Here is a 26,139-nt window from a genome sequence, read left to right on the forward strand (position 1 = left end):
CTGATGTCGGGGTGTCCGGTCAATTGCGGGTCTCCTTCTTCCCCCACCAGGCAATTTCCAATCTGCAGCATAACACGGATGGGAACCGGCGGCACCACTACGGATTGCGTGCGCCACCACGCGGCCGTGCAAGGTGCACACCGGCTAGCAGCTGCCAGGGGCAATACCAGCACCGCCGTCCGAACCTGGGCCGTCCGGCACCGCCACCGCGTATAGCCTGCTTGCTTGTATCGGAATCAAAAATGCGTCATAGCAAAAGTTGTTTTAGTTCTAATTCATCAAAGGTCCGGCAAACGTTGTCTGACCAGCTGATTTTACGACCAATTATAAACTTTAAACGATGAATGTAATTGATACCTCGTCGGGTTTTTTTGAGCCCGCCGCGCTAACCGCACGGGCCGTAGTAGCTTCGTCGCGGCTTCGGCCCCACCCCCTACTTCAAGCACCGCGCTCTATGGCCACCCCCGCCCCCGCCCACCCCACCACCGAACGCATCACCGTAATGGGTGCCGGGCTGGTGGGTTCTTTGCTCTCGTTGTACCTGGCCCGTCGCGGGCACGCCGTGGAGGTATTTGAGCGGCGGGGCGACCCGCGCCGCGCCGGCTTCCAGGAGGGCCGCTCCATCAACCTGGCCCTGTCGGACCGGGGCTGGAAGGCCCTGGGCGGCGTGGGCGTGGCCAACGACATCCGCCAAGTGGGCATTCCCATGAGTGGCCGCGTGATGCACGACGTGCAGGGCAACCTCACCCGCCAGCCGTATGGGCACGACGGGCAGGCCATTTACTCCGTGAACCGGGGCCACCTCAACCGCCGCCTGCTCGACCTGGCCGAGGGCCAAACCGGGGTGACGTTTAACTTCGGCCAGCAGTGCCTCGGCATTGACTTGAAAACCAAAGAGCTGCGCCTGCGCGACACCGAAACCCAGGAGGAGCATACCGCGCCCTACACCCGCCTGTTTGGCACCGATGGGGCCTTTTCGGCGGTGCGCAGCGCCTTGCAGCGCACCGACCGCTTCGACTACTCGCAGGACTTTCTCGATTACGGCTACAAGGAGCTTACCATTGCCGCCGGCCCGGGCGGCGCGTGGCAGATTGAGAAAAACGCCCTGCACATCTGGCCGCGCGGGCAGTACCTGATGATTGCGCTGCCTAACCTCGACGGCTCTTTCAATGCCACGCTGTTTTTTCCCTACGAAGGTGCCGAGAGCTTCGCCGCCCTGCAAACGCCGGCCGAGGTCGCGGCCTTTTTCGACCGCGTGTTTCCCGATACCGTACCCCTTATGCCGGCCCTGACGGAGGAGTTTTTTGCGCACCCCACGGGCTCGCTGCTCACCATCAAGTGCTTTCCGTGGAAGTACAACGACGACGTGCTGCTGCTCGGCGATGCGGCGCATGCCATTGTGCCCTTCTACGGCCAGGGCATGAATGCCGGCTTTGAGGACTGCACGGTGCTCAATGCGCTGTTCGACGAGTACGGCGACTCAGCCTGGGACACCATTTTTGCCGAATTTCAGGCCGAGCGCAAGCCCAACAATGACGCCATGGCCGACCTGGCCCTCTACAACTTTGTGGAGATGCGCGACCGCGTGGCCGACCCCGTTTTCCTGCTTCAGAAGAAAATTGAGGCAAAAATCTCGGGCCAGTTTCCCGGCCAGTGGGTTCCGCTGTATTCGCAGGTCACCTTTTCCGATACGCCCTACGCCGAGGCCCTGGCCGCCGGCCAGCGCCAGGATGCCATCATGGCCCGCCTCATGCCCCACATTCAGGCCGAGGCCGACTACGACCAGCCGGCGGTGCAGGCCCTGGTGCAGCAGGAAATGGCCGGCCGCCACTAGGCTATATATGGTATTTTCAATTAATTAGTCCTGCGCCAGCGTGAGCGGCTTGGGGTTGCCAACGGCCCGGGCTCCCGCAACGCACGCCCATCCCATCAACACAAGCACCGGGGTGCGTGCCCGCATCATAATCCGAAAAGCTGAAGCCGGTAGTTCAGTAGCGCCTTTATATATTGAAGCTGTTTAGAAAGTCAAAGGACTCCCAAAAAAGCGCGAAATTTGAGGTGTAACACTCCTTTTTTCGCATTTTAATGGAAGTCCTGTCCAAAGATATGATTCGCCAATGGATTCTGCCCGCGCTCACCTTCTCCGCCCATGGCCGCCCCTCGGTCGTGGAGCCGGCCGAGTTGGTGGAAGCCATTCTCTACAAACTCAAAAGCGGCTGTCAATGGCGATTATTGCCTGTTAAACAGTTTTTTACGGGCGCATCGCTGACCTGGCAGGGCGTGTACGCCCGCTTTAATGCGTGGCGCAAGGACGGGTCCTGGCAAGGGGTATGGCTCCGCTTGTTGCGCGAAAACGGGGCCCATCTGGACTGTTCCAGCGTCCAACTCGACGGCAGCCACACGCCCGCCAAGAACGGCGGGGAGGCCGTCGGCTATCAGGGCCGCAAGAAAGCCCGTACCACCACAGCCCTCTTCTTGGCCGATAACCGGGGACAACCGCTGGCCTGCGCCAGCCCGCAGGCGGGCAACCACCACGACACCCACCAGCTCAACGCCTTGTTCGGGGAAATCTGCGCCTCGCTCGAAGCGGCTAATATTCCCGTCGCCGGGCTGTTTCTGAACGCCGACAAAGCCTTTGACACCCAAGGCTTTCGTCAGGAATGCGCCCGGCGCGACATCGAGGCCAACATTCCCCGCAACCGCCGCGCCGCCGACTGGCAGACCGACGACGACACCTTTTTCGATCCCGAACTCTACCGCCGCCGCGTCGTGGTCGAACACGCCAACGCCTGGCTCGACGGCTTTAAAACCTTGCTCGTGCGCTACGAAACCAGCGTCGGCAATTGGCTGGCCTGGCACTGGCTCGCCTTCGTCGTCATCTTTTTGCGAAAAATTAATCAAAAGCCGACTTTCTAAACAGCTTCATTGCGTACTACCCTCCCGAAACCTAAATAGCGCCGGTTCCGGTGCCTTCATACTTCCGGGTATTTACCGCGTTTTGCCCCCTGAGTGGTTACTTTATATCGCCAAAGAATTAGACTTCCTAACTTCCACTACCCGGTTCGCGCCCTTTTCGATTCCCTTCCTCTCCTATGATGACCTGCGCTATTATCGACGACGACGAAATCAACCGGCTGACGCTGGAGCACTACGTCGAACTCACGCCCAACCTGAAGCTGGTGGCTTCGCTAAACGACGGCATTGCCGGGCTCACCTTTTTCCGCGAAGGCAATAAAGTCGATATGCTGTTTCTCGACATTGAGATGCCGCACCTCAGCGGCCTGGAGCTGCTGCGCGTACTCACCAACCCGCCCGAAGTCATCATCACCACCGCCCGGCAGGATTTCGCCGTCGATGCCTTCGAGCTGCGCGTGACCGACTACCTGGTGAAGCCGTTCGATTTTGCCCGTTTCACGCAAGCCGTGCAGCGCGTGGCCTCGCGCCGGGCCCCGGGCGCCGCACCCGTAGCCGACATCCCCACCAGCGCCGACCTGTTTGTGAAGGTGAATAGCCGCATGGTACGCATCGATTTCGATGAAGTGCTGTATGTGGAAGCCCTATCTGACTACGTCAACATCGTGACGCCCAAGCACAAGTATATCGTGTACACCACGCTTAAATCGCTGGAAACCCGGCTGGGGTCGTTCCCGAACTTTATGCGGGTGCACCGCAGCTATCTGCTCAATACCCAGCACATCGAATCCATTGAGGACAACACGGCCAACCTGAGCGGCGGCCACTTTGTGCCCATCGGCAAGTCGTACCAGGAGGCCTTCTTCAAGGGTTTGCAGCGCATTTAAGCTTCCCGGGGTGCTTCGGGTACCTGGAGCGCTTCGGGGGCCGGCACCTGCTTGTACACCGGCAGCTCGTAGAAGGGCCGGAGCAGGCGCACCACATCCAGGGCATCGGCGAGGGCCTCGTGGGCCACTTCGCGCTCCAGGCCGGCGCGCGCCTTGCAGATGCTCATGCTGGGCAGGCGCGCGTCTTTGCGCCAGTTGAGGTAGAAGGCGGCCGGGTCGAGCATGGCGGGCTCGGCGCGCACGAGAGCGCCCCAGCCGGGCAGCTCTTTCAGGAATCCCAGGTCGAACACGCCGATGTTTTTGCCGGCCATGGTGACCGAAAGACAGTCGTTTTTGTCAGGCCGAAAGCCCTGTAGCAGCAGGAAATCGCGCAGCTGGGGCAGCAGCTCGGGGGGCGTGCACAGCTCGGGGTTGGGCTCCTTACGGGCCAGCTCCGCGAAAAGGCGGGCATTGAGGGCAATGGCGCCGGCGGTGCCCGCGTACTCGGGGTGGCGCACCACGCGGCGGAAGGCGGGCAGCTCATTCAGCGGCAGCGGGTGGCGGGAGTCTTCCACCACGGCAGCCAGCTCCAGAATCTGGTGCCGGGCGGGGTTCGAGCCGGAGGTTTCGAGGTCGAGGGAAACGTAGCGCATGGCGAGAGTATACGTAAGAAGCCACGCAACGCTGCCGAGCCAGCACTTTCCCGCCCGGCCGTACCTTCGCCTTATGTCTGACACCGCCGCCGCCGCTCCCAAGAAGCTCTTCCTGCTTGATGCCTTTGCCCTCATCTACCGCTCGCACTTCGCGTTCAGCAAAAACCCACGCATCAATTCCAAGGGCATGAATACGGGGGCCGTGCTGGGCTTTACCAACACGCTGGTGGAAGTGCTGCAAAAGGAGAAGCCCACCCACATCGGGGTGTGCTTCGACGGGCCGAAAAAGACTTTCCGGCACGAGCAGTACGCCGAGTACAAGGCCCAGCGCCAGGCCATGCCCGAGGACATCGGCATTGCCCTGCCCTACATCAAGAAAATCATCCAGGGCTTCCACATTCCCATCCTGATGATGGACGGCTTTGAGGCCGATGACGTGATTGGCACGCTGGCCCAAAAGGCGGAAAAGGAAGGTTTCGAGGTGTTTATGATGACGCCCGACAAGGACTACTGCCAGCTGGTGACGGAGAACATCAAAATTTACCGCCCCGCTTTCATGGGCAACGCGGCCGAGATTCTAGACGTGGCCCACGTACTGGCCCGCTTCGAGATTGAGCGCGTGGAGCAGGTGATTGACATTCTGGGCCTCCAGGGCGATGCCTCCGACAACATTCCCGGCATCCCCGGCATCGGCGAGAAAACGGCCAAGACGCTCATTCAGAAGTACGGCTCGGTGGAAAACCTGCTGGCCAATACCCACGAGCTCAAGGGCAAGCAGCAGGAAAACGTGCGCAACTTCGCCGAGCAGGGCCTGATGAGCAAGGAGCTGGCCACCATCCACGTCAACGTCCCGCTCGATTTTGAGGCCGACAAGCTGGTGCTCGACGCGCCCGACGAAGCCACGCTGCGCGAACTGTTTGAAGAGCTGGAGTTTCGGCAGCTGGCGGCCCGCATCCTGAGCGGCGGCGGCCCGCAGCGCACCCCGGCCAGCGTGGCCGCGCCCGGCAGCACGCCCACGCGCCGCCCCAAGCTAGTGCCCGGCGGCCAGGCCTCGCTGTTCGGCAGCAGCGAAGACGCAGCCGTAGCCATTGGCGCGGAGGAAGGCGAAACCGATGGTTTCGGCGCGCCCGGCGGCCCGCGCAAACGCCTGGAAGACGTGCCCTACCAGTACCACCTGATGGACACGCCCGAGCTGCGCCAGTCGCTACTCGCGTTTCTGCTGCAGCAGGAGGAAGTGAGCTTCGACACCGAAACCACCGGCCTCGACACCATGACGGCGCGGCTGGTAGGCATGAGCTTCGCCTGGCTGCCGGGCGAGGCCTACTACGTACCCGTGCCGGCCGACGACCAGGAAGCTACCCAGGCCATCGTGGACGAGTTCTGCCCGTTTTTCGAGTCGAAAACCATTCTGAAAATCGGCCAGAACATCAAGTACGACCTCACCATTCTCAAGCACTACAACGTGCGAATTTCGGGGCCGCTGTTCGATACCATGCTGGCCCACTACCTCATCGAGCCCGACATGCGCCACAACATGGACGTGCTGGCCGAGACGTATCTGCACTACTCGCCGGTGCCCATCACCGACCTCATCGGCCCCAAAGGCAAGAAGCAAATCACGATGGCCGACCTAGCACCCGCCGCCGTGAAGGACTACGCCTGCGAGGATGCCGACGTGACCCTGCAGCTTAAGCACGTCTTCGAACCGATGCTGAAGGAGCTGGGCTTGCTGGGGCTGCTGAACGACGTGGAAAACCCGCTGGTGCCGGTGCTGGCCGATATCGAGTACGAGGGCATCCGCATCGACAGCGAGGCCATGAACGAGTACTCGGCCGAGCTGCAAGGCTACATCACGGAGCTGGAAACCCAGATTTTCCGGGAGGCCGGGCAGGAGTTTAATATCGGCTCGCCGAAGCAGCTGGGCGAGGTGCTGTTCGATAAAATGGACATCGGCAAGGGCAAAGTCAAGAAGACCAAAACCGGCCAGTACGCCACCGGCGAGGAAATCCTGAGCCAGCTGGCCGCCGAAAACCCCATCGCCGCCCTCATTCTCGAATACCGCCAGCTCACCAAGCTGCGCAGCACCTACGTGGAGGCCCTACCCCAACTGGTGAGCGTGGTCGATGGCCGCGTGCACACCAGCTTCAACCAGGCCGTGGCCGCCACTGGCCGCCTTTCGTCTACGAACCCCAACCTGCAGAACATCCCCATCCGCACGGAGCGTGGCCGCGAAATCCGCAAAGCCTTCGTGCCGCGCGACGACCAGCACGTGCTGCTGGCCGCCGACTACTCGCAGGTCGAGCTGCGCATCATGGCCGACTTTTCGGGCGATAAAACCATGATTGAGGCCTTCCGGCTGGGCATCGATGTGCACGCCAGCACGGCCAGCAAGGTGTTTCACGTGCCCATCGAAGCCGTGGATTCGGAGATGCGCCGCAAGGCCAAAACCGTCAACTTCGGCATCATCTACGGTATTTCGGCCTTCGGGCTGGCCCAGCGCATCGGCATCAGCCGCAAGGAAGCCACGGATATCATCGAGACGTATTTCCAGGAATTCCCATCGGTAAAGGCGTTTATGGACGACAGCATCAACCGCGCCCGCGAGCTGGAATACGCCGAAACCCTGCTCAAGCGCCGACGCTACCTGCGCGACATCAACTCGCGCAACGCCACGCTGCGCGGCTACACCGAGCGCAACGCCATCAACGCCCCCATCCAGGGCACGGCCGCCGACATCATCAAAATGGCCATGATTAACATCCACCACTGGCTGCGCGAGGAAAAGCTGGGCACCAGGATGATACTCCAGGTGCACGACGAACTCGTGTTCGACGCCGTGGCCGAGGAAGTGGCCTACATCACCCCCAAAATCAAGGAGCTGATGACTACGGCCTTGCTCCTGCCCCGCGGTGTGCCGTTGGAAGTGGAAGTGGGCAGCGGGCGCAACTGGCTGCAGGCGCATTAAGAACGATATCAGCGCGTCATGCTGGTTTGCTCAACGATGAAGCAATGCACCCGAACCACCGGCCGGCCGTATAGGGCCTACAATTCACTTTCCGGAAAGCTATGCGACAGAAACCCCACACCACCACCCTCCAAAATGTAGCCCGTGGGCTGCTGGGCACCTTTATGGTGGTGGCCGGTGCCGGCCACCTCACCTTCGTGCGGCAGGACTTCCAGGCCCAGGTGCCCGATTTTGTGCCGCTGGACAAGGATACCGTGGTGCTGCAATCGGGCGTGGTGGAAATTGTGCTCGGCCTGGCGCTGCTGCTACTGAAAGGCAAAAACCGGGTGCGAATGGGCATCGGGCTGGCCGCGTTTTATGCGGCGGTGTTCCCCGGCAATATTCACCAGTACACCCACCACCTTTCCGCCTTCGGCCTCGATACGGATGCCAAGCGGCTGGGGCGGCTATTTTTCCAACCCGTGCTGATTGGCACGGCCTTGTGGAGCACCGGGGCCTGGCATGCCTTGAAGAAGCGGAAATAACGCCCAACATTACAATGGACAGACCCAACCAGAAAGCCCTGCTGGCGGAATTAACCAGTCTGCTCACGAAGGGCAACGCCCACGTCACCTTCGAAGAAGCAACCGCCGACCTCACGCCTAAAACCTGGAACCAACGCGTGCCGAACGCGCCCTATACCATCTGGCAGCTGGTCGAGCATATCCGCATTGCGCAGTGGGATATTGTGGAGTTCTGCGTCGAACCCGAACACCAATCGCCCAAATTCCCGGAGGGTTACTGGCCGGCATCCACCGCCACCGCCGATGAAGAGCAGTGGCAGGAAGCCCTGAAGCATATCCGGCAGACCCGTCAGCAGTTTCTTCATCTGCTGCATGCTCCGGGCACCGACCTGCTGGCCCCCATCCCGCACGGCACCGGCCAGACCATTCTGCGCGAGACCATGCTCATTGCCGACCACACCGCCTACCACGTCGGCGAAATCATCCTGATACGCCGCCTGCTGAAAGACTGGGAATAATGGCCGCTTTCAACCATAAAAGAGCCCAGCACATCCAACGCGCCGGGCTCTTTTAAGGTTGAAAAAAACCTACTTCTTCTGGGTTTTAACGGCTTTGCCCGAGGGCTTGTCCTTGATAACCTCTTCGTTCTGCTTCTCCTTGCTTTTGGTAGCAGGGTCGGTGTGCTTGGGAGTGCTGATGGTATTGACCATGCGGGGGAATGGTTAAAGGTGAAAAGTCCACGAGTGTACGGCTGGGCCGGGTGGGCGGCCACGTTCCCGCAGTTTATGTTCTTGGCTCCGGCCCCGGTGAAAAACCTACTTCCGGTACTTCTATTTGTTGAAAATGGCGAATATGGGAATGCCAGGGTTTGGCGGACAATGCCATACCCTCCCAGATTCGGCGACCGCCCGGTGCCTGACTTGGCGGGCCCCGACCTAACCGCTCATTACCCCATCCATCAACCCCAGGTGGCACCGTTGCGTAAGCAAACCTGCCAAAGCCCTGGTTTATCTGGCCGAAGCACCACCTTTTTCGTTCTTTATGAAACACCTCCTCTCAACAACTGCCCTGGTAGCCTGTGGCTTAGCCGCTGCAGCACCACAGGCCCACGCCCAGTCGGCCGACCGCAAATGGGGCATCAGCGGCTATGTGAGCACCCTCCAGTACCGCGGCGACCTCGGCCGGGGCTACCTCAACACCAAAAACAACATCTACGGCGGGGGCCTCACCCTCAGCCGCTACCTGAGCAAGGGCCTCGACATTAACCTGTCGGCCAACCAGTCGGTACTCCGCTACCCATCCGACGGGGTTGGCTTCACGCCCTCGGGCAACCGCTTCGATGCCAACATCAGCAGCTTTGGGCTGGGCTTTAAGCTCAAGCTCAACAATGGCTGGGCCATCAAGGAGGATGCCGTGGTGCAGCCTTACATCTTGCTCCAGCCGGGCTACAGCTACATCTACACCCATCGCAGCGACAATTTCTCAACCGTCAACCAGAACAGCAACTACGGTTCGTTTGATGCGCAGGGGGCCCTGGGCCTCACGTTTCGTATCACGCCGGGCTTTAGCCTGTTTGCTCAGGCGGGCCAGCACGTGCTGTTCAGCGACGATGCCCGCCTAGATGGTGTGGCCGGCATTGGCGGCGATGGCTTCTTCAATAAGTACGACCAATACCTGCAGTTTTCAGCCGGATTCACCGCCAACCTGGGCAGCACTCCCGACACCGATGGCGACGGTGTGAACGACAACAAAGACAAGTGCCCCGGCACCCCCAGCGGTGTGAAAGTGGACGCTAATGGCTGCCCCCTCGACACCGACGGCGACGGCGTGGCCGACTACCAGGACAAGTGCCCCGACGTGAAGGGCCTCGCTGCCCTCCAGGGCTGCCCCGATGCCGACGGCGACGGCGTGGCCGACAACGACGACAAATGCCCCAACACGCCCGCCGGTATTCGCGTGGATGCCAGCGGCTGCCCCCTCGATGCCGACAACGATGGCGTGGCCGACAACCTCGACAAATGCCCCAACACGCCCGCCGGCGTGAAAGTAGATGCCAATGGCTGCCCGCTTGACCGCGATGGCGACGGCGTGCCCGACTACCAGGACCGTTGCCCCGACCGCGCCGGCCCCGCCAGCAACAAAGGCTGCCCCGAGATTAAGGCCGAGGACAAAAAAGTGCTGAACGAAGCCACTAAGTACATCAACTTCGACTTCAATAAGGCCACGCTCAAGCCCTCCTCGTACCCGAAGCTGCAGCAAATGGTGAAGATTCTGAACGACTATCCGGATTACAGCATGAGCATTGCCGGCCACACCGACAGCAAAGGGGCCGACAACTTCAACCTGGGCCTGAGCTACGAACGTGCCAACACGGCGCGCACTTACCTGCTTAGCAAAGGCATCGCGGCCGACCGCATTGAGGCCCGCGGCTATGGCGAAACCCATCCCATTGCCACCAACGATACCGAAGCCGGCCGCGCCCTCAACCGTCGCGTCGATTTCGACCCCTACCTCACCGGCGAAACCAACGCCGCCGAAGTGAAGTATGGCCCGGCTCCGACCATCACGGAAATTAAAGCCGCCGGCAAGCCCGTGCCGACCCGCGCCAACAAGGTGGTGCCCAAAAAGGCCTCCATGAAGCGCAAGGCCCCGATGAAGCGCAAATAAGCGCCTCGCGTTTAATCAAAAAACGGCCCGCTCGATGAGAGCGGGCCGTTTTTTTGTGGGCGTGTTTGAGCCGTCTGACCAGGCTGGCTAAGGGATAAAAGAGGTACTCATCACGCCACCCCCACCGTGCGCCGGATGCCCAGCTTTTTCATGCGGGCTTCCAGCGTTTTAGGGTTGATGTCGAGCAGCAAAGCCGCGCCTTGCACGCCGCTTACCCGGCCGCCGGTGTGCGTGAGCGCCGCCAGAATGTGGTCGCGCTCCTGTTCCTTGAGCGTTTTGATGGGGGCGACGGTGGGAATGGCGGCAGCACTTGCGGCCAGCCCCAACGGCACGGCCGCAAAGCCCGCGAACTCCAGAAACTGGCCTTGGCTGACAATGATGGCCTGCTCCAGCACGTGCTCCAGCTCGCGGATATTGCCGGGCCAGGAGTACGCCTGCAGGGCCGCCAAATCGCTGGGGCGCACCTGGCGGATGGGCTTGCCCAGGCGCTTGCTCAGCCGCTGAATGAAATGGCGCAGCAGCGGCTCGATGTCTTCGCGGCGCTCGCGCAGGGGAGCCAGCTCGATGGGGAAAACGTTGAGGCGGTAGTATAAATCGGCGCGGAAGCGGCCGGCGGCCACCTCGTCGACCAGCACACGGTTGGTAGCGGCGATGACGCGGGCATCAGAGTGCAGCACCTTGGTGCCGCCCAAGCGCTCATACTCGCGCTCCTGGAGCACGCGCAGCAGCTTGGCCTGTAGGTCGAGGGGCAGCTCGCCGATTTCATCGAGGAAAATGCTCCCACCATTGGCCAGCTCAAACTTGCCGATGCGGCGCTCTACGGCGCCGGTAAAGGCTCCTTTTTCGTGGCCGAACAGCTCGCTTTCGATGAGCTGGGCGGGCAGGGCGGCGCAGTTGAGCTTGATGAGGGCACGGGCGTGGCGGGGCGAGGCGTTGTGCAGCTCACGCGCCACCAGCTCCTTGCCGGTGCCGGTTTCGCCGGATATCAGCACCGTGGTATCCGTGGGGGCCACCAGGCTAATGCGACGCTCCACCAGCTGCAGGGCCGGGCTGCTGCCGATGAAAGTACCTGAATTGTCCCCGAAGCGGGCCGAGGTATTGATTTCATCAACCAGATAGGTGCGCTCCTGCTCTACCTGGGCCTTGAGTTCCTCAATCTGCTCGAAGGCGAAGAGGTTTTCCAGCGCCAGGGCAATCTGCGGGGCGAGGGCGACCACCGTGGCCAGGTCCTCCAGGCTGAAGGCGGTGGGGTTGGGCGAGGCCAGCATGAGCACGGCCGCGCCATCGGCCCGCTGCCAGATGGGCACAATGAGCATGGCCCGCGTGCCGTACTCCTCATACACGTGCCGCAACAGCGGGTAGCGCTGGGCCTGGGCCCGGAAATCATCGGCGGCGTAGAGGCCCGGCACCTTCAGCAAGTCATTCAGCTGTTGGTACATGGCCGACGTATCGAGCTGGTTCAGGCCGTTTTGGCGGTTGGGGTCAAGGGCCAAAAGCGGAGCATCCGGGCCTCTGCCGGAGCGTGAAAACTCGGCGAAGCCCTCGAACGGCTCCTGCCGCCCGGCCCGCTGCACCCGCAGGCCAAAGTAGTCGAACCGCACCACCTGGCTCAGGGCCCCGGCCACGGCCCGGAACAGCGGCTCGCGCTGCTTGATGCTGAGCAGGGCGTTGGTGATGTTGAGCTGCAGGGTGCGCTCCTGCTCGCGGCGGGCCACTTCCTCAAAGGCCAGGGTATTGGTAACGGCCACGGCGATGAGGGAGCCGATTTTTTCCAGCAGCTTTTCGTCGGCGGGCGTGAGGTTGGGATTGCGCCGCGAGGCCAGGGTGAGGAAGCCCGCGAGGCGGCCGCCGAGGTGCAGCGGCACGGCCGTGAGGTGCGTCACGCCCAGCTTTTCAAACTTGTTGTAGGGCGCGTAATTCGGGTAGTTCGCCATGTACTCCCTCGGCGTGAACTGCCGCACGCGGGGGTCGGCCACGAGTACTTCGAGGGGCGTGCCGGCAATAGGCGAGAACTGCTCCAGGCCATCGGGCAGGGCGGGGGCTTCGTCGGCGCCGTAGTAGTCGCGCAGGAATAAGCGCTTGTACTGCAGGGTTTCATCGAAGACATTGATGCCGATGAGGTCGAAGGGGAAGATGAGCCGCAGCTTGGTCGTGACCACCTTGAACAGCTGGTCTTTGTCGCGGATGGTGGCGATGGCCTCGTTGAGGTGGAGCAGCAGGGTTTCGTCGGTGGTGGGCATGGAATGCAGCGCATGCTTCAGCTTGCGCGTGGTTAGGCTGTACAAACTGGCATAAGCTAAAGCATATACCACACATTTCCTCAAATATCAGGAGTAGAAACAGGTAAATTCCTGCCATTTGAGGAATAAAACCAGAACATGCCAAAGACGTAATATTCTATAATTCGCCGAAATTAATTTTAAACACTTAGTATTCAATGGATAAATATGGTATAGCTCTCTCCAATTGGTGCTGGCATGGCTTTCGGTAAGGGCGATGCACACCCTAAGCCACCTGGCCTTATGTTTTCTTCTCAATCTTTAAGAGGTTTTGCCGGTTTGTCGCTGCTTGGCGGCCTGTCGCTGGCTCAGCCGGCGCTGGCCCAGAACCAGCCTAGCGTGCCGGCTGCCGCCCAGGCCATTGGTCTGGCCAGCGACTCCCTGACCCTCGGCGCGACGCTGCAGGCCGTGCTCGACGCCAACCCCAGCATCACCAACCTCACCGAACTGTCGGCAGCCTCGACCAGCCGCCTGAGCCAGACGCGGGCCGGCTTCCTGCCCCAGGTGACGGGCACGGCTACCTACGCCCGCATCGACCCGGTGGTGAAGCTGCCGTTTCAGGGCGAAACCCTGCAGTTTGCGCCCAATAACAATTACGACTTCCACCTCACGGCGCAGTACCTGCTGTTTGATTTCGGCAAGAACGATGCAATAGTGAAAGTGGCCGAGTCGCAGGTGCAGACCGCGCAGGACAACATCACGGTAGCCCGCCGCGACCTGGCGTTCAACGCCGCGCAGGTGTACTACAACATCCTGTTCATGCGCGAGAGCATTAAGGTGCAGGACCAGCAGATTGCCTCGCTGCAAGCCCACCGCGACGAAATGAATAAGCGCGTGCAGGCCGGCGTGAGCACTAAGTTTGACGTGACAACCACCGATGTGCGCATCACCCAAGCCCAAAGCACCAAGCTCGACCTGCAAAACCAGCTGCGCAACCAGCAGGTGCAGCTGGCCCGCCTGCTGCACAAGCCCGCCCAGGCCGACATTCCGGTGAAAGGCCGCCTCACCTACGAGCCGCAGCCCGTGGATGTAGAGGCCGAGGTGACCAAAGCCAGCAACAACCGCCCCGAGGTGAAGCTGGCCCGCGACGCCGAAAACGCGGCCGCCATGCAGGCCCGCCTCATTGAGAAAAGCAACATGCCCAGCCTGGGCGCGGGCGTGCAGGCCGGAGCCAAAAACGGCTATATCCTGCCCGATATCAACCGGATTCGCTTCAATACAGTGGGCGTCATTCAGTTATCGGTGCCGATATATGACGGCAACAAGAACAAGAAGCAGCGCGTAGAGGCCGCCGCCATCTCCCGCGCCGCCGTGGCCCGCACCGCCGACACGCAGGAGCAAATCCGCGCCGACGTGCGCCAGGCCGTCAACAACATGGATTTCAGCCAGGCCCGCCACGAAAACGCTCAGCAGCAAGTAGCCCAGGCCACCCTGGCCCTGAGCAAAGCCCGCGACCGGTACCGCTACGGTGTAGGCCAGAACCTCGACGTGCTGGACGCCGAAACGCAACTCGCCCAGGCCCGCCTAGCCTTGGTGCAGGCCGAATACAGCTACACGCTCGGCCAGTACCAGCTCCGCCGCGCCACGGGCGAGCAAATATGGCTGTAGGTGAGATAGTTAAATGGTGATTTTCGGTGAGGTGTGAGATGGTGAAATGTGAGTTTATTTTTCATTCTGCATCAGTTGCGCCAGTTGCGCAGACAAAACGAAGCTGTTTAGAAAGTCCCCGAACGGTCATGCTTCGCTGCGCGCTGCATGACCTTTTGAGTACCTTTTGTGACTTTCTAAACAACTCCAACATCAAAATCACACCTCACCACCTCACATCTCACCGAAACTCACATCCCACCATTTCACTATCTCACCATATGACCATCCTTTGCCCGCTCGATTTCTCGGCCGCTTCGGCTGGCTTAGTAGCCTACGCGGCGGCCCTGGCCGTGGCGATGGGCGCTGAGCTGCGGCTGCTGCACGTGTGCGAGCCGCAGGAGGACCCCACCGGCCAGCGGCCCGATGCCACGGTGTTTGCGCCCTGCAACGGCCGGATGCAGGCCCTGCAGGCTGCCGCCCAGGAAGCCGGAGTGGCCCACGTGCACACCGGCATGGTGCGCGGCGAGGCCGCCCCCGCAATTGTGGCCGAAGCCACCCGCCAACAAGCTGATTTGATTGTTATTGGCGCGCACGGCCAAACAGGCCTGACCCGCTTTTTGATGGGTACTACCGCCGAAATCGTGCTCCGCACCGCCCGGTGCGCCACCATGCTGGTACGCGCGCCTTTGCTGGATGAGGAATGAAGAATGAGGGCTGAAGAATTGTCTTTGCCGACGCTTCAACCCTACCTTCTGCTTGCTCACCCCTCTTTCTGATTCTTCATTCTTAATCCTTCATTCTTAATTCTATTAAGATGGCCCAGACCGAAACTTCCGTTCAAAACGCTCCGGCTCCCTACCCTAATGCTACCAGCGAAAGCGAGCACGTAGAAGAGCCCAAAAAGCGCAATCCGCTTTTGCTCATCATAATGGCCCTGGTGCTGCTGGCGGGCGGCTACTATGGCTTCACGCGCTACCAGTTTGCCAAAGCCCACGAAAGCACCGACGATGCCCAGGTAGAAGGCGACGTGTACCCGGTGCTGCCCCGCGTGGGCGGCCCGGTGCTGGAAGTGAAAGTGGACGACAACCAGCCCGTAAAAAAGGGCCAGGTCCTCGTGACCCTCGACCAGGCCGACTACCAGCAGCGCGTGAACGCCGCCGAGGCTGCCCTCTTTGCCGCCCAGGCCCAGGTAACGGCCGCCCGCGCCGGCGTAGGCACCGCCAACGCCAACGTGCGCACCGCCCAAACCGGCATTGGCGTGAGCCAAGCCAACCAGGAGCGCCTCCAGAAAGACCTCAAGCGCAGCGACTTGCTGCGCAAGCAGGACATCATTCCGCAGAGTGAGTACGATGCGGTGCAGGCCAACCTGAAGGCCACGGCCGCCCAGCGCGCCACCGCCACCGACCAGGTGAGCGTGGCCCGCCAGCAGGTAGCCGTGGCCGCGCAGCAGATTGCCGTGGCCCAGGCCGTGGTGAAGCAGCGCCAGGCCGACCTCGACAACGCCAGGCTGCAGCTGAGCTACACGACCATCGTGGCTCCGCAGGACGGCATCATCAGCAAGAAGAACGTGCAGCCCGGCCAGGTAGTAGGGCCCGGCCAGCAGCTGTTCGGCATCGTGGGCAGCGCCCGCACCTGGGTGGTGGCCAACTTCAAGGAAACCCAGCTGGAAGACATGAAAGTGGGCCAGCCCGTGAAGCTGGAAGTGGATGCCTACCCGCATGAGGAGTTCCAGGGCCACATCGAGAGCCTTTCGGCCGCTACCGGCGCCCGCTTCGCCCTGCTGCCCCCCGACAACGCCAGCGGCAACTTCGTGAAAGTAACCCAGCGCGTACCCGTAAAAATCGTGCTCGACAAGGAGGATGCCCAGCACCCCCTGCGCGCCGGCATGAGCGTGAACGCGGTGGTAACGGTGAAGTAGGTTTCGGTGAGGTGTGAGATGGTGAGGTGTGCGTTTGATGTTTCGCTTGCGCAAATGGCGCAATTGGCACAGTTAAAACATCAAACGCACACCTCACCATCTCACACCTCACCGAAACTCACCGTTGGGCTTTTTTGCGGGCGCTGGCTAGAATGGATACAATCTCCAAGTATTCCTGCTCAATACTGGTTAACCGAATTTTGGCGACTATACCCGAATCGCCGAGGAGTTCGAGCCAAAAAAGGGTTTCATCGGCTTCCTCTACACAGATACAGCACTTCGCATACCACTCGGCCGTAGAACGGCCCCGGCAGGCGGCCCGGAAATTGGCAGCTACTGAAGTAGCAGAACGCAATAGCTGCTTCCCTAATACAGCAGCTTCGCCCGTGCGTGGCAGCTGCTGAAATACCCGAATTATTCGCAGCGATGCCTCTTTGGTGCGCATCCGCACCGCTTCATTAAATGAAGCTGTTTAGAAAATCCCCGAACGGTCATGCTTCGCTGCGCGCTGCATGACCGTTTGAGTACCTTTTGCAACTTTCTAAACAACTCCAATGACAAGCGGGGAACAAACAATTCTTCTTCCATAATAACAGTGAACCAGTGAGTTGCTAAAGCGCAAATAACGCCTATCAACTCACCATTTCACACCTCACTATTTCACCATATGGAGACCGGTTTTAGAAAATGGATTATCGTGGTGACGGTGGTGCTTTGCGTGCTGCTCGAGCTCATCGATACCAGCATTGTGAACGTGGCCCTGACCCAGATGATGGGCAACCTCTCGGCCACGCAGCAGGAAGTGAGCTGGGTGGTGGCCTCCTACGGCATCGCCAACGTGATTGTGATTCCGATGACCGGCTTCCTGGCCGAGCAGTTCGGGCGCAAAAACTACTTCTTCTTTTCGGTGATTCTGTTTACGCTGGCCTCCATGGCCTGCGGGCAGAGCACCAACCTGTGGGAGCTGGTGGCCTTCCGCTTCATTCAGGGTGTGGGCGGCGGCGCCCTCATGGCCACGTCACAGGCCATTCTGATTGATACTTTTCCGCCCAAGCAACTGCCTCTGGGGCAGGCCTTGTTTGGCATGGGCGTGATTATCGGCCCCACCATCGGGCCCACGCTGGGCGGCTACATCGTGGATAACTACGACTGGCCCTGGATTTTCTACGTGAACGTGCCGGTGGGCATCATGGCCGCCATCTTCACCTGGTTGTTCATTAGGGACCCGGAGCGCATCAAAAACGCCATTCCCCGGCCCCTACGCGAAATTGACTGGTCCGGTATCGGCCTGCTGATTCTGGGCGTGGGCTCGCTGCAGTTTGTGCTGGAGCAGGGCGAAACCAACGACTGGTTCGACGACTCCACCATCGTGCTGTTTACCGGGCTGTCGGTTATCGGCATCGTGGGCTTTATCTGGCGCGAGCTCACGGCCAAGGCCCCCATCGTGGACCTGCGCGTGCTCACCAAGAGCCGCAACCTGGCGGTGGGTGCTTTTCTGTCGTTCGTGCTGGGCTTCGGCCTGTTTGCCTCGGTGTTTGTGTTTCCCATCTTCACGCAGCGCATTCTGGGCTTCACGGCGGCCCAAACGGGCTACCTGTTGCTGCCTGGTGCCCTGGCCTCGGGCTTCATGATGCCCATCATCGGAAGGATGCTGGTGAAGGGCGTGCCCCAGAAACTGATGATTCCGATTGGCTTCACCATCTTCTTCCTCTTCACGTTCTGGATTGCCGCCCGCCTCACGCCCACAGCCGGCGAGAGCGACTTCTTCTGGCCCCTCATCTTGCGCGGCGTGGGCCTGGGCCTCATTTTCCTGCCCATCACCACCATGAGCCTGGCCGGCTTGCAGGGCAAGGACGCGGGCCAGGCCGCCGGCCTCACCGGCATGATTCGCCAACTCGGCGGTTCGTTTGGCGTGGCCATCGTGGGCACCTACCTGGAACGCAACATTGCCCAGAACCGGGTGGCGCTGCTACCCAACATCTCGCTCTACAACGAGGCCACGGTTCAGCGCATCCAGGCGTTCACCCAGAACTTCTTGGCGCGCGGCTTCCCGCTGGAGCAGGCCCGGCAACAGGCCTACGCCGCCCTCGAAGGTATTCTGATGAAGCAGGTTGCCATTATCACCTACGGACAGGTATTCACGGGCCTGGGGCTGTTCTTCATCGCCTGCGTGCCGCTGGTGCTGCTCATCAAGCGCAACAAGTCCGGTGCCGCCATCGACCTGAACGCCGCGCACTAGCGGTGAGGTGTGAAATGGCGAGGTGGTGAGTTTGATATTCACTCGTCTATCTGCCACTGTTTTTTCAAGCAAATAAGCCCCTGACAGTTAGCTGTCAGGGGCTTATTTGCTACTCATTAAAATGTTACGCAGGGTGCTTTAATGTCAAACCCACCACCTCACCATTTCACACTTCACCACCTACTGATACTGAATGTACAGCGGCGAAGGTGTGAGGGCAATCACCTCGCTGGGCGTCATGATGTGGTGGGGCTTGGGGCGGGCGTCGTACTCGTAGAACAGCTTGAAGCCGGTGTACTGCACGGGCTCGGCCTTGATGTAGGCATCGTAGGAGTCCTTTTTCAGGGTCGGGTCGCCGTGGCCGTCCATGTGCATTACCACCTGCACGCGGGGGTCGAGCTTGATGTTTTTGTAGTTGCTCAGCATTTTGCGGGTGAAGCGGTGCACCGTCAGCACCTTGGGTGGCAGGTGGTTTTCGCTCACAATGCGGGCCAGGAAGTTGATGGTGAAGTTCACGTCCTTGGCATCGAGGGTGCCGATGCGCTGGTTGGGGCGCACGCCGGGCATGGTGGCCAGCGAAAACTCGGGGTCGATGCCCAGGTGCACAATGGGGTCTTTGAGGTACTGCTCCAGCTTGGGCAGCTCGGCCTGCAGGGTGCTGTGGCCGGGCTGCACGTCCAGAAACAGAATGCAGTTGTGCTCCTTGGCCCAGGAAATTACTTCCTCAATCGTGGATTTGGAGTTCATCAGGCGCCATTTGCCGTCTTTGCCGGCGGTGCCCTGGGCTGTGATGGTTACGTTGTGCAAAGCCGGCTGCACCGGGATGCTGGGGTCGGCGGCCTGCCACTCCTTTATCACGCCCGCAAATTTGCGGAACATCTGGTCCTTGGGCTCGCGGCCCAGAATACCCATGCCCTTCGAGCGGATGTTACCATAAAACGCCACAATGCGGTGGCCCGGCAGGATGGCGCCCGGCAGCTGCCCGTTTTTCTTGGCAATACTGTCGGCCTTCAGCGAATCGCGGCGCATGGCCATCGCCTGAATCTTGATGGTATCGATGGGCGCCGGCTGGGCGGCCGTGTCGCCACCGGCGGTAGCGGTGCCGGCCGTGCTTTTTTCACCCTCGGCGGGGCGGGTGGAACAAGCGGGCAGGGCGAGGGCCGCAAAGAGGCCCAGCGAAGCGACAAACGCGCTAGGGGTGGCTTTTAGAAACACTGACAATGGAGGACAATACGAACAATAGATATAGCTCAAAGGTAAGGGTTTCCGTGTCGCTCGGCCCGTCGATGCCTTGAGATTCACCAAAACTACACCTTACCGGGCAGGCTGGCGCGTAACCGGCTGGATGGTTACCTCAAACCACGCCGTGGGGTCGGCGAGCGGGTCGGGCACCTGCGCGGGCAGCAACGTGGGCGAGTAAAGGGCGCACAGCGTGTTTTCTACCTGCACCAGCTGGCCAGTGGCGGCCGCGGGCAGCCCATCGAGCAGGCCGGCCAACACCTCCCAGCGCGGCTCGCCCGGCTGGCGGCTGGCATCGTGCCATACAACTATAGTATTCGGGCCCACCAGGTACTCAAACACGCGTCGGGTATCGGTCCGCACGGCCTCATAGCGGTGGTCGCCGTCGATGAAAATCATATCAAACGGCCCGCCCAGCGCAGCAAAGTCGTAGGTGGCCGAGTTGCCGTGCAGGTGGCGCACGTTGGGCAGTGGCTTCGAGAAGAAGCCATGCAGCTCGATGTATCGCTCGGGCAGGCCCAGGGCGCGAATTTCTTCATCCGACAGGTTCAGGGTGAAGACTTCGGCGGCGACTTCGGCCACGTTGGCGGCGCTCTCACCGCGCCAGGTGCCGATTTCGAGGTAGCGGCAGCCCGGCACGCGGCGGGCCAGGGCACGCAGCAGCAGCAAATCCGTGGGCAGCGAGCCGCCCTCGCGGAAGGCAAATGGGCGCACCATGGTATCGGCCGGGCTTAGGAAATGTGCCAATGAAACCATTGGCAGGCCTTTGGCCGTGAGCTGGCGGCCGGCGTGGGCCAGCGCCCGGCGCTGCCACTCGGCCACATCACCGGCAATGACGTGGTTGAGCAGTGAGGGGGTGCGGGCCAGGCTGCGCAGGGCCTGCAAGGCAACAGATAATCGGGACATGGTTGGTAGTCAGGTGCAGGTTGCCAATGGACAGGCCACCACCGACAAGGCAGGCGCAACCGGGCAGCGGGCAATTAAAAAGCAGCTCTGACCGCTGCTTCCGGCCCTAAAGTTACTTGAGGAGCTGCGGCCGGGCTTCTGCGGAGCCATCAACGCAGAAAGGCCCCGGCGCAGACCGGAGCATTTCGAGCGGTTTCTCTCGGTTTTGCCAGGTTTAGTGGCTGATAATTTTGCCCTGTTCGCCGCTGGGAGGAGTGGAGACGTCTATGGTCCCGACAAATAGCAAGGGCACAGTAAACGAAACGTTTACCGCTTTGCCATCTTTCATCCCGGGCACAAACTTCGGCAACTGCCGAATGGCGGCTATCACGGCTTCATCGTAGGCGGGACTGAGCCCTTTTATGACCTTAGCCGCTTGTACCTCGCCCTTATCCGTCACGATGAAGGAAGCAAACACGCGGCCCATGTGCTGTTCGGCCGCAGGCACTTTGGGGTAAACCAGGTGCTGCTGGATATTGGTCACGATAGCCGCTGGCCCGCCTCCCCCGGCAGCTCCGGCATCTGGTCAACCATATCATATACAACCGGAGGGGCCGGCGGGGGCGGCAATAGTGTTGTTTCGGAGCCTTTGTGAAGAACAAGCCGGTTCTGGCCGTCAATTTTTACTAACTCCAGTTTTTCGGCTGGTGCGGCGGGCGGCGCGGCTTTCTCGCAGGCTATGGCAACGAATAACACGCCTGCCAGCGGCAGGGCAAGCCACTGTTTCCAACGGCGGATGGGATTGGTTTTCTGAATCATGGCAATGCGACTGAGTGTTTGGGAATGGGAGAAGGAGTGCGCAAGCGGAACCGAGAAACCGAGGCGGCTGGCCACTTGCCGGGCCAGCAGTTGGGAGTAGGAAGTGGACAGGGAAGGCGTAGGCGAGAATTCATCGTGCAGGGCCGCTTCATCGGCCAGGTACTCGTGGGTGAGGGCCAGCGCCCGTCCGCAGAAGTGCACGAAGGGGTTGAACCACAGCGCGGCGCGTAGCAGCTCCAGCAGCAGCCGGTCGTAGGTGTGGCCTTGCCGAACGTGGGCCAACTCGTGGCGCAGCACCTGACGGGCTTCGGCCGGGCTCAGGGCCAGGGTTTCATCCCAGAACACGATTCGGCCGAAGGAGCTGGTGGGCAGCCGGCCGTGGGTTTCTGCCAGCGTGTAGCCGGGGTGAGCGGTGCGGGGCAGACGGCGGGCCGTGTGCCACAGCCCCGCCAGCCCGTAGGCCAGGCGGGCCAGCATCAGAACTGCGCCGGCTAGGTAAATCATTAGTAACCAGAACGTCCAATTGGGGCCGGTTGCCACGACGGCCGCACCGGGCGCGCTCACTTCTACCGTCGGCAGCAGCACGGCCGCCACACCGGCCAGACCCGCCGGGCCGGTGCCCCACCAGCCAGCTGGCCAGGCCAGCGGCAACAGCGGCAGGCCAGCGGCCAGCAGCGGCCCCAGCGCCAGAAAGGCCCGGTTGTAGGCGAAGCTGCGCTCCGGGCGCAGGGCCAGGCGGTAGCAAGCCCACCACGCGCCGAGCAGCGCGGTGCTGAGCAGCATCCAGTTAAGCAGGCTGAGCTGGGTCATGGTCTTCGGGGGTTTGGGGGTGGGCGGCGTGGCGCAGCAGCTCGTCGAGCTGGGCGGCATCGAGGTTTTCTTCCTTGGCGAAAAACGAAACGAGGCGGCTGAACGAGTTGCCGAAGTGGCCGCCCAACAGCTTGCGCAGCGAGAAGCGGCGGTAGTCGTCCTGGGCCACCAGCACGAAGTAGCGGTGTGTGCGGCCGAAGGCTTCGTGGTCCACGAAACCCTTGGTTTCGAGGATGCGGATGATGGTGGAAACCGTGTTGTAGGCGGGCTGGGGCGCGGGCAGCTCGGCCAGCACGTCCTTCACAAAGGAGGGGCCGAGGCGCCAGAGCACCTGCATCACTTGTTCTTCGGCGCGGGTGAGTTCGGGGAAAGCAGCGGGGTCCATGTTGGAAGGTTGAGTCAGGGTAACGCAAACGTACAACTAATATTTTAGTTTTAAAACTATAAACTTAGTTTTACAGGTTATCCACTATCAATCAATGACAATCAGCAAACCATAATGACACAGCCAACCCAAGTTGCGCAGTAGCCGGGTAGCGGCCAAAGGTTGGAGCAATCTCAGGCAGCACATCGAGAAAGCCGCATGGCGGTGGCAGAAATAACCCGGCTGTCTGTTACCGCTCTACGTGGCTTTGACGTTCCTTTAGCTGGTTGGCTACGAACCTGCCACCGCTACGCGGCTGCTCCGCAACTTTAGTTACTTATTGCGGTGGCGGGACGCAACACAGCGCGGCGGCAGGCGCTACGAAGCCAAAGACCGCTCTCAGCCGTAAACCACCCCGAGCCTGCTCCTTGTGCACTGCCGCGCAGCCCCGAACCATTAGCTCCCTACTTATGCTGAAAACCGTATTCTGCTCGCTGGTAGGGCTCCTGGCTACCCAACGCGGCTGGTCCCAGACCGAAACGGCTGCGCCGATGGCCCCCAAAGCGGCCGCCGCCACACCGGTAGTACCGAAGCCAGCGGGCGTGCCGCTTTCGCCCCGGCAGCTGTTTCCGGGCCTGTTTGAGGCGGTGCAGCTGGGCCGCGTTTTCCCCGACAACAAGACCTTTGTGGATGCTGCCCCGAAGCAGCGGCCGGCCACCATTCTGGCGGCCTGGCGGCGCGAGAAAACCCAGCCGGGCTTCAACCTTAAAGCCTTTGTGGAAGCCCATTTCACACTGCCAACCGATGGCTCAGTGCCTTTCCAGAGCGACCTGAAAGCCGGCCTGCGTCACCACCTCGACACGCTGTGGACAGTGCTGGCCCGCCCCGCCGCCCCGGCCGCCGACGCGACCGATTCGCTGGCGGAATTCCGCTCGCTGGTGCCGCTGCCCAAGCCCTACCTGGTGCCGGGCGGACGCTTCCGGGAGGTGTATTATTGGGATTCCTACTTCACGATGCTGGGGCTGGACGAGGCCGGCAAAACGCAGATAATGAAGGATATCACTGATAATTTCGCTTACCTCATCGGCCGGTTCGGCTTCATTCCCAACGGCAACCGCACGTATTACCTCACCCGCTCGCAGCCGCCCTTCTTCGCCAACATTGTGCAGCTGCTGGCTAAGGACCTGGGCAACGCCGAGCTGCTGCGCTACCGCCCGGCCCTCGAAGCCGAATACCGCTACTGGATGCGCGGGGCCGAAACCCTGAAGCCCGGCACCGCCGCCCACCGCGTGGTGCGCCTGCCCAACGGCAGCCTGCTGAACCGCTACTGGGACGAGAGCGACCAGCCCCGCGAAGAATCCTACGCCGAGGACGTGGCCGCCGCCAAAAAGAGCAAGCAGCCGGCCGCGCAGTTCTACCACCACATGCGGGCGGGCGCAGCCTCGGGCTGGGATTTTAGCAGCCGCTGGTTTAAGCCGGGGGGTGGGCTGGAAAGCATTCAGACCACCGATTTGATACCCGTCGATTTGAACTGCCTGCTCTATAATCTCGAAACGGTGCTGGCCGAGGCGGCCCGCGTGGCCGGCCAGCCCGCCCAGGCCCGCCTGTACGATACCAAGGCTGCCCAGCGCAAAATGGCCCTGCTGGCCCTGAGCTGGGACCCCAAAGCCGGCTGGTTTCAGGACTACAACTGGCGCCTGAAGCAGCGCTCGCAGGTGCGCAGCCTGGCGGGCACGTTCCCGCTGGCGTATGGACTAGCCACGCCAGAGCAGGCCCGGCGCGTAGCGGCCGGCCTGCAAACCAACTTCCTCAAGCCCGGCGGCCTCGTGACCACGCTATCGGCCACCAAGCAGCAGTGGGACGCCCCCAATGCCTGGGCTCCGCTGCAATACCTGGCCATCGAAGGCCTGACGCGCTACGACCATAATGCCCTGGCCGACACCGTGGCCCACCGCTGGGTGCGCCTCAACAGCCGCGTGTATAACCAAACCGGCAAGCTGCTGGAGAAATACGACGTGCAGAACGTGAACCGCCCCGCCGGCGGCGGCGAGTACCCGCTGCAGGACGGCTTCGGGTGGACCAATGGCGTGCTGCTGCGCCTGCTGAACCGGGAGCAGCCCCGGTAGCGGCGGGGCTTGCCCCGCCCGTGGCGGAAGGGTACAACCGAGCCAGCACGCTCGGGCCGGCGGGAGCCAGCCCCGAAACGCCGGGGGCTGCTGGCTTTTCGCGCTTTCCTGCTGCTAAGCCGGGCTGCTTTTGAGCGGTTCGGTTTTTTGCTTTTTGAACCGCCGGACATTGGTCGATTTCGTGCGGCCGTTAATCCAAGATTTGGCGGCTTTGGTCTGCTGCCCAGAAAACCGGGACGCGAACGGAGAGCTTCTGCGAAACGGTTTGGCACGGTTTTGCAATGCATCCCTGCATCGGCCCAATAGCCGGGCCGGTAGTCCGGCCCCGAGCGGCCGGTTTCTTTCACTCGTTTCAACCAATGCTGGTTATGAAAATTTCACGCCTTTCGGGCGGCCTGGCCGCGGCTTGCCTATTGATTTCGGCCACCTGTTCTACCGCTTCGGCCCAGGGGGCCCGCGATGCCTACGGCAACCCCAAGGCGGTACCCTCGCCCCGCCCCATGGGCTCGCCCACCACGCGCCGCACTCCCAGCTACGCCAAGCAGCCCACGTATTCGACTTCTAATTCCACTACTTCCGGCGTGCGCTTCGGCTTCCGGGCCGGCCTGAACGTGGCTGATTTGCAGGGCGATGCCGTGCAGAGCTTCACCACCCTGGCCGGCTACGCCCCCGACGGGTCCATCAGCAAGCAGCTGCGCCCCGGCTTCTACGCCGGCTTATACGCCACGCTGCCCATCGGCCCCGGCTTTGCCATCGAGCCCGGAATTACTTACGCCGAAAAAGGCGCGGTGCTCAGAGGCACGCTGCCCTTCCCGGCCCTCGATTTCCTGAACGCCAACGTGACCGGCACGGCTCGCCTCGCCTACATCGACGTGCCGGTGCTGGCCAAGGTGTTCATCACGCCGGGCTTCTACCTCTACGCCGGCCCGCAGGCCTCGTTTCTCGTTAGCGGTAAGGCCCGGGTAGATGCCAGCGTGCTCGGCTTCTCGGCCTACAAGCAGGATTTCGACGTGTCGAACCAGCTGCGCAAGGTTGATTTTGCCGCCGTGGCCGGCCTGGGCTACCAGTTCGAAAACGGCTTCGGCCTGAGCGCTGGCTACGACTACGGCCTCACCTCGCTCGATGCCAACAACCGCTTCAGCGCCTACAACCGCGTGGCCAAAGTCGGCCTTAACTACTCCTTCTAATTATTCAAGCCGATTACCGGCCATTTTATTCCTCGATTCTTCGTTGCCGATTTAGTCGTCAGTATCCGAGATATGTTATTGAAAAGGCACTTCTGCTGCATCGGAAGGGCCTTTTT

The 26,139-nt window shown here is 61.4% G+C and carries 22 protein-coding genes; 13 read left to right on the forward strand and 9 right to left on the reverse strand.

What is annotated here, in order from left to right:
* The first annotated feature begins 454 nt into the window (after positions 1-454).
* The 3 genes from KQ659_RS00280 to KQ659_RS00290 all read left to right on the forward strand — a co-directional run bounded on the left by KQ659_RS00280 (position 455) and on the right by KQ659_RS00290 (position 3,800).
* Positions 455-1,834, forward strand: a complete 1,380-nt coding sequence (locus tag KQ659_RS00280) for an FAD-dependent oxidoreductase (RefSeq protein ID WP_216679333.1) — start codon at positions 455-457, stop codon at positions 1,832-1,834.
* Between the two features lie 251 nt (positions 1,835-2,085).
* Entirely contained in the window at positions 2,086-2,916 is an 831-nt protein-coding gene (locus KQ659_RS00285) for an IS5 family transposase (protein WP_216678791.1), read from the forward strand.
* Positions 2,917-3,092: 176 nt separating this feature from the next.
* The gene (locus tag KQ659_RS00290) at positions 3,093-3,800 is read left to right on the forward strand and encodes a LytR/AlgR family response regulator transcription factor (RefSeq protein WP_216690467.1); all 708 of its coding nucleotides are present in this window, start codon (positions 3,093-3,095) and stop codon (positions 3,798-3,800) included.
* Here KQ659_RS00290 and KQ659_RS00295 read toward each other — a convergent pair.
* Positions 3,797-4,432, reverse strand: a complete 636-nt coding sequence (locus KQ659_RS00295) for a 3'-5' exonuclease (RefSeq protein ID WP_216690466.1) — start codon at positions 4,430-4,432, stop codon at positions 3,797-3,799. The genes KQ659_RS00290 and KQ659_RS00295 overlap by 4 nt on opposite strands.
* Positions 4,433-4,505: 73 nt before the next feature.
* On the opposite strand from KQ659_RS00295, the gene polA reads away from it, so the two are divergent.
* The 3 genes from polA to KQ659_RS00310 all read left to right on the forward strand — a co-directional run bounded on the left by polA (position 4,506) and on the right by KQ659_RS00310 (position 8,418).
* A complete protein-coding gene (gene polA / locus KQ659_RS00300) occupies positions 4,506-7,397 on the forward strand; it encodes a DNA polymerase I (RefSeq protein WP_216690465.1) in 2,892 nt (963 codons plus the stop codon).
* Between the two features lie 101 nt (positions 7,398-7,498).
* Entirely contained in the window at positions 7,499-7,921 is a 423-nt protein-coding gene (locus KQ659_RS00305) for a DoxX family protein (RefSeq protein WP_216679329.1), read from the forward strand.
* 14 nt (positions 7,922-7,935) lie between these two features.
* Entirely contained in the window at positions 7,936-8,418 is a 483-nt protein-coding gene (locus KQ659_RS00310; protein ID WP_216679328.1) for a DinB family protein, read from the forward strand.
* A 69-nt stretch (positions 8,419-8,487) separates the two neighbouring features.
* On the opposite strand, the gene KQ659_RS21345 is transcribed toward KQ659_RS00310, so the two are convergent.
* Complete coding sequence (locus tag KQ659_RS21345) at positions 8,488-8,610, reverse strand: hypothetical protein (protein ID WP_262898290.1); 123 nt, start codon at positions 8,608-8,610, stop codon at positions 8,488-8,490.
* A gap of 331 nt (positions 8,611-8,941) precedes the next feature.
* On the opposite strand from KQ659_RS21345, the gene KQ659_RS21665 reads away from it, so the two are divergent.
* Complete coding sequence (locus KQ659_RS21665; RefSeq protein WP_216679326.1) at positions 8,942-10,567, forward strand: OmpA family protein; 1,626 nt, start codon at positions 8,942-8,944, stop codon at positions 10,565-10,567.
* 110 nt (positions 10,568-10,677) lie between these two features.
* Here the strand turns inward: KQ659_RS21665 and KQ659_RS00325 are convergent, their stop codons facing one another.
* Complete coding sequence (locus KQ659_RS00325) at positions 10,678-12,852, reverse strand: sigma-54-dependent Fis family transcriptional regulator (protein ID WP_216679325.1); 2,175 nt, start codon at positions 12,850-12,852, stop codon at positions 10,678-10,680.
* 273 nt (positions 12,853-13,125) lie between these two features.
* On the opposite strand from KQ659_RS00325, the gene KQ659_RS00330 reads away from it, so the two are divergent.
* The 3 genes from KQ659_RS00330 to KQ659_RS00340 all read left to right on the forward strand — a co-directional run bounded on the left by KQ659_RS00330 (position 13,126) and on the right by KQ659_RS00340 (position 16,354).
* Positions 13,126-14,454 (forward strand): TolC family protein, encoded by a 1,329-nt coding sequence (locus tag KQ659_RS00330; protein ID WP_216679324.1) that lies wholly within the window; start codon positions 13,126-13,128, stop codon positions 14,452-14,454.
* 260 nt (positions 14,455-14,714) lie between these two features.
* Complete coding sequence (locus KQ659_RS00335) at positions 14,715-15,140, forward strand: universal stress protein (RefSeq protein WP_216679323.1); 426 nt, start codon at positions 14,715-14,717, stop codon at positions 15,138-15,140.
* Between the two features lie 110 nt (positions 15,141-15,250).
* A complete protein-coding gene (locus KQ659_RS00340) occupies positions 15,251-16,354 on the forward strand; it encodes an HlyD family secretion protein (protein WP_216679322.1) in 1,104 nt (367 codons plus the stop codon).
* A 118-nt stretch (positions 16,355-16,472) separates the two neighbouring features.
* On the opposite strand, the gene KQ659_RS00345 is transcribed toward KQ659_RS00340, so the two are convergent.
* On the reverse strand, positions 16,473-16,799 hold the full coding sequence (locus KQ659_RS00345; RefSeq protein WP_216690464.1) for a four helix bundle protein: 327 nt from the start codon (positions 16,797-16,799) through the stop codon (positions 16,473-16,475).
* A 222-nt stretch (positions 16,800-17,021) separates the two neighbouring features.
* Here KQ659_RS00345 and KQ659_RS00350 point away from each other — a divergent pair, with 222 nt between their 5' ends.
* Positions 17,022-18,593, forward strand: a complete 1,572-nt coding sequence (locus tag KQ659_RS00350; protein WP_216679320.1) for a DHA2 family efflux MFS transporter permease subunit — start codon at positions 17,022-17,024, stop codon at positions 18,591-18,593.
* Positions 18,594-18,773: 180 nt separating this feature from the next.
* On the opposite strand, the gene KQ659_RS00355 is transcribed toward KQ659_RS00350, so the two are convergent.
* From KQ659_RS00355 to KQ659_RS00375, 5 genes are all read right to left on the reverse strand, one after another.
* The gene (locus tag KQ659_RS00355) at positions 18,774-19,808 is read right to left on the reverse strand and encodes a hypothetical protein (protein ID WP_226915879.1); all 1,035 of its coding nucleotides are present in this window, start codon (positions 19,806-19,808) and stop codon (positions 18,774-18,776) included.
* A 99-nt stretch (positions 19,809-19,907) separates the two neighbouring features.
* Complete coding sequence (locus KQ659_RS00360; protein ID WP_216679318.1) at positions 19,908-20,738, reverse strand: class I SAM-dependent methyltransferase; 831 nt, start codon at positions 20,736-20,738, stop codon at positions 19,908-19,910.
* A gap of 214 nt (positions 20,739-20,952) precedes the next feature.
* Positions 20,953-21,261 (reverse strand): energy transducer TonB, encoded by a 309-nt coding sequence (locus tag KQ659_RS00365; protein WP_216679317.1) that lies wholly within the window; start codon positions 21,259-21,261, stop codon positions 20,953-20,955.
* Positions 21,258-22,346, reverse strand: a complete 1,089-nt coding sequence (locus tag KQ659_RS00370) for a M56 family metallopeptidase (protein WP_216679316.1) — start codon at positions 22,344-22,346, stop codon at positions 21,258-21,260. The genes KQ659_RS00365 and KQ659_RS00370 overlap by 4 nt, the downstream gene beginning before the upstream one ends.
* Positions 22,324-22,731 (reverse strand): BlaI/MecI/CopY family transcriptional regulator, encoded by a 408-nt coding sequence (locus KQ659_RS00375; RefSeq protein WP_216679315.1) that lies wholly within the window; start codon positions 22,729-22,731, stop codon positions 22,324-22,326. Before KQ659_RS00375 ends, KQ659_RS00370 begins: the two co-directional genes overlap by 23 nt.
* 449 nt (positions 22,732-23,180) lie before the next feature.
* On the opposite strand from KQ659_RS00375, the gene treF reads away from it, so the two are divergent.
* Together treF and KQ659_RS00385 are read left to right on the forward strand one after the other, a co-directional pair.
* Positions 23,181-24,836, forward strand: coding sequence for an alpha,alpha-trehalase TreF (treF, locus tag KQ659_RS00380; RefSeq protein ID WP_226929786.1), 1,656 nt, complete (start codon positions 23,181-23,183; stop codon positions 24,834-24,836).
* 368 nt (positions 24,837-25,204) lie between these two features.
* On the forward strand, positions 25,205-26,023 hold the full coding sequence (locus KQ659_RS00385; protein WP_226929787.1) for a porin family protein: 819 nt from the start codon (positions 25,205-25,207) through the stop codon (positions 26,021-26,023).
* Positions 26,024-26,139: the final 116 nt, after the last annotated feature.

Source organism: Hymenobacter siberiensis, assembly GCF_018967865.2.
GTDB classification, from domain to species: Bacteria; Bacteroidota; Bacteroidia; order Cytophagales; family Hymenobacteraceae; genus Hymenobacter; species Hymenobacter siberiensis.

Coding starts and splice junctions, on each gene's coding strand:
- KQ659_RS00280 (WP_216679333.1), top strand. CDS start 455: ATGGCCACCCCCGCCCCCGCCCACCCCACCACCGAACGCATCACCGTA.
- KQ659_RS00285 (WP_216678791.1), top strand. CDS start 2,086: ATGGAAGTCCTGTCCAAAGATATGATTCGCCAATGGATTCTGCCCGCG.
- KQ659_RS00290 (WP_216690467.1), top strand. CDS start 3,093: ATGATGACCTGCGCTATTATCGACGACGACGAAATCAACCGGCTGACG.
- KQ659_RS00295 (WP_216690466.1), bottom strand. CDS start 4,432: ATGCGCTACGTTTCCCTCGACCTCGAAACCTCCGGCTCGAACCCCGCC.
- polA (WP_216690465.1), top strand. CDS start 4,506: ATGTCTGACACCGCCGCCGCCGCTCCCAAGAAGCTCTTCCTGCTTGAT.
- KQ659_RS00305 (WP_216679329.1), top strand. CDS start 7,499: ATGCGACAGAAACCCCACACCACCACCCTCCAAAATGTAGCCCGTGGG.
- KQ659_RS00310 (WP_216679328.1), top strand. CDS start 7,936: ATGGACAGACCCAACCAGAAAGCCCTGCTGGCGGAATTAACCAGTCTG.
- KQ659_RS21345 (WP_262898290.1), bottom strand. CDS start 8,610: ATGGTCAATACCATCAGCACTCCCAAGCACACCGACCCTGCTACCAAA.
- KQ659_RS21665 (WP_216679326.1), top strand. CDS start 8,942: ATGAAACACCTCCTCTCAACAACTGCCCTGGTAGCCTGTGGCTTAGCC.
- KQ659_RS00335 (WP_216679323.1), top strand. CDS start 14,715: ATGACCATCCTTTGCCCGCTCGATTTCTCGGCCGCTTCGGCTGGCTTA.
- KQ659_RS00340 (WP_216679322.1), top strand. CDS start 15,251: ATGGCCCAGACCGAAACTTCCGTTCAAAACGCTCCGGCTCCCTACCCT.
- KQ659_RS00345 (WP_216690464.1), bottom strand. CDS start 16,799: ATGCGCACCAAAGAGGCATCGCTGCGAATAATTCGGGTATTTCAGCAG.
- KQ659_RS00350 (WP_216679320.1), top strand. CDS start 17,022: ATGGAGACCGGTTTTAGAAAATGGATTATCGTGGTGACGGTGGTGCTT.
- KQ659_RS00360 (WP_216679318.1), bottom strand. CDS start 20,738: ATGTCCCGATTATCTGTTGCCTTGCAGGCCCTGCGCAGCCTGGCCCGC.
- KQ659_RS00370 (WP_216679316.1), bottom strand. CDS start 22,346: ATGACCCAGCTCAGCCTGCTTAACTGGATGCTGCTCAGCACCGCGCTG.
- KQ659_RS00375 (WP_216679315.1), bottom strand. CDS start 22,731: ATGGACCCCGCTGCTTTCCCCGAACTCACCCGCGCCGAAGAACAAGTG.
- treF (WP_226929786.1), top strand. CDS start 23,181: ATGCTGAAAACCGTATTCTGCTCGCTGGTAGGGCTCCTGGCTACCCAA.
- KQ659_RS00385 (WP_226929787.1), top strand. CDS start 25,205: ATGAAAATTTCACGCCTTTCGGGCGGCCTGGCCGCGGCTTGCCTATTG.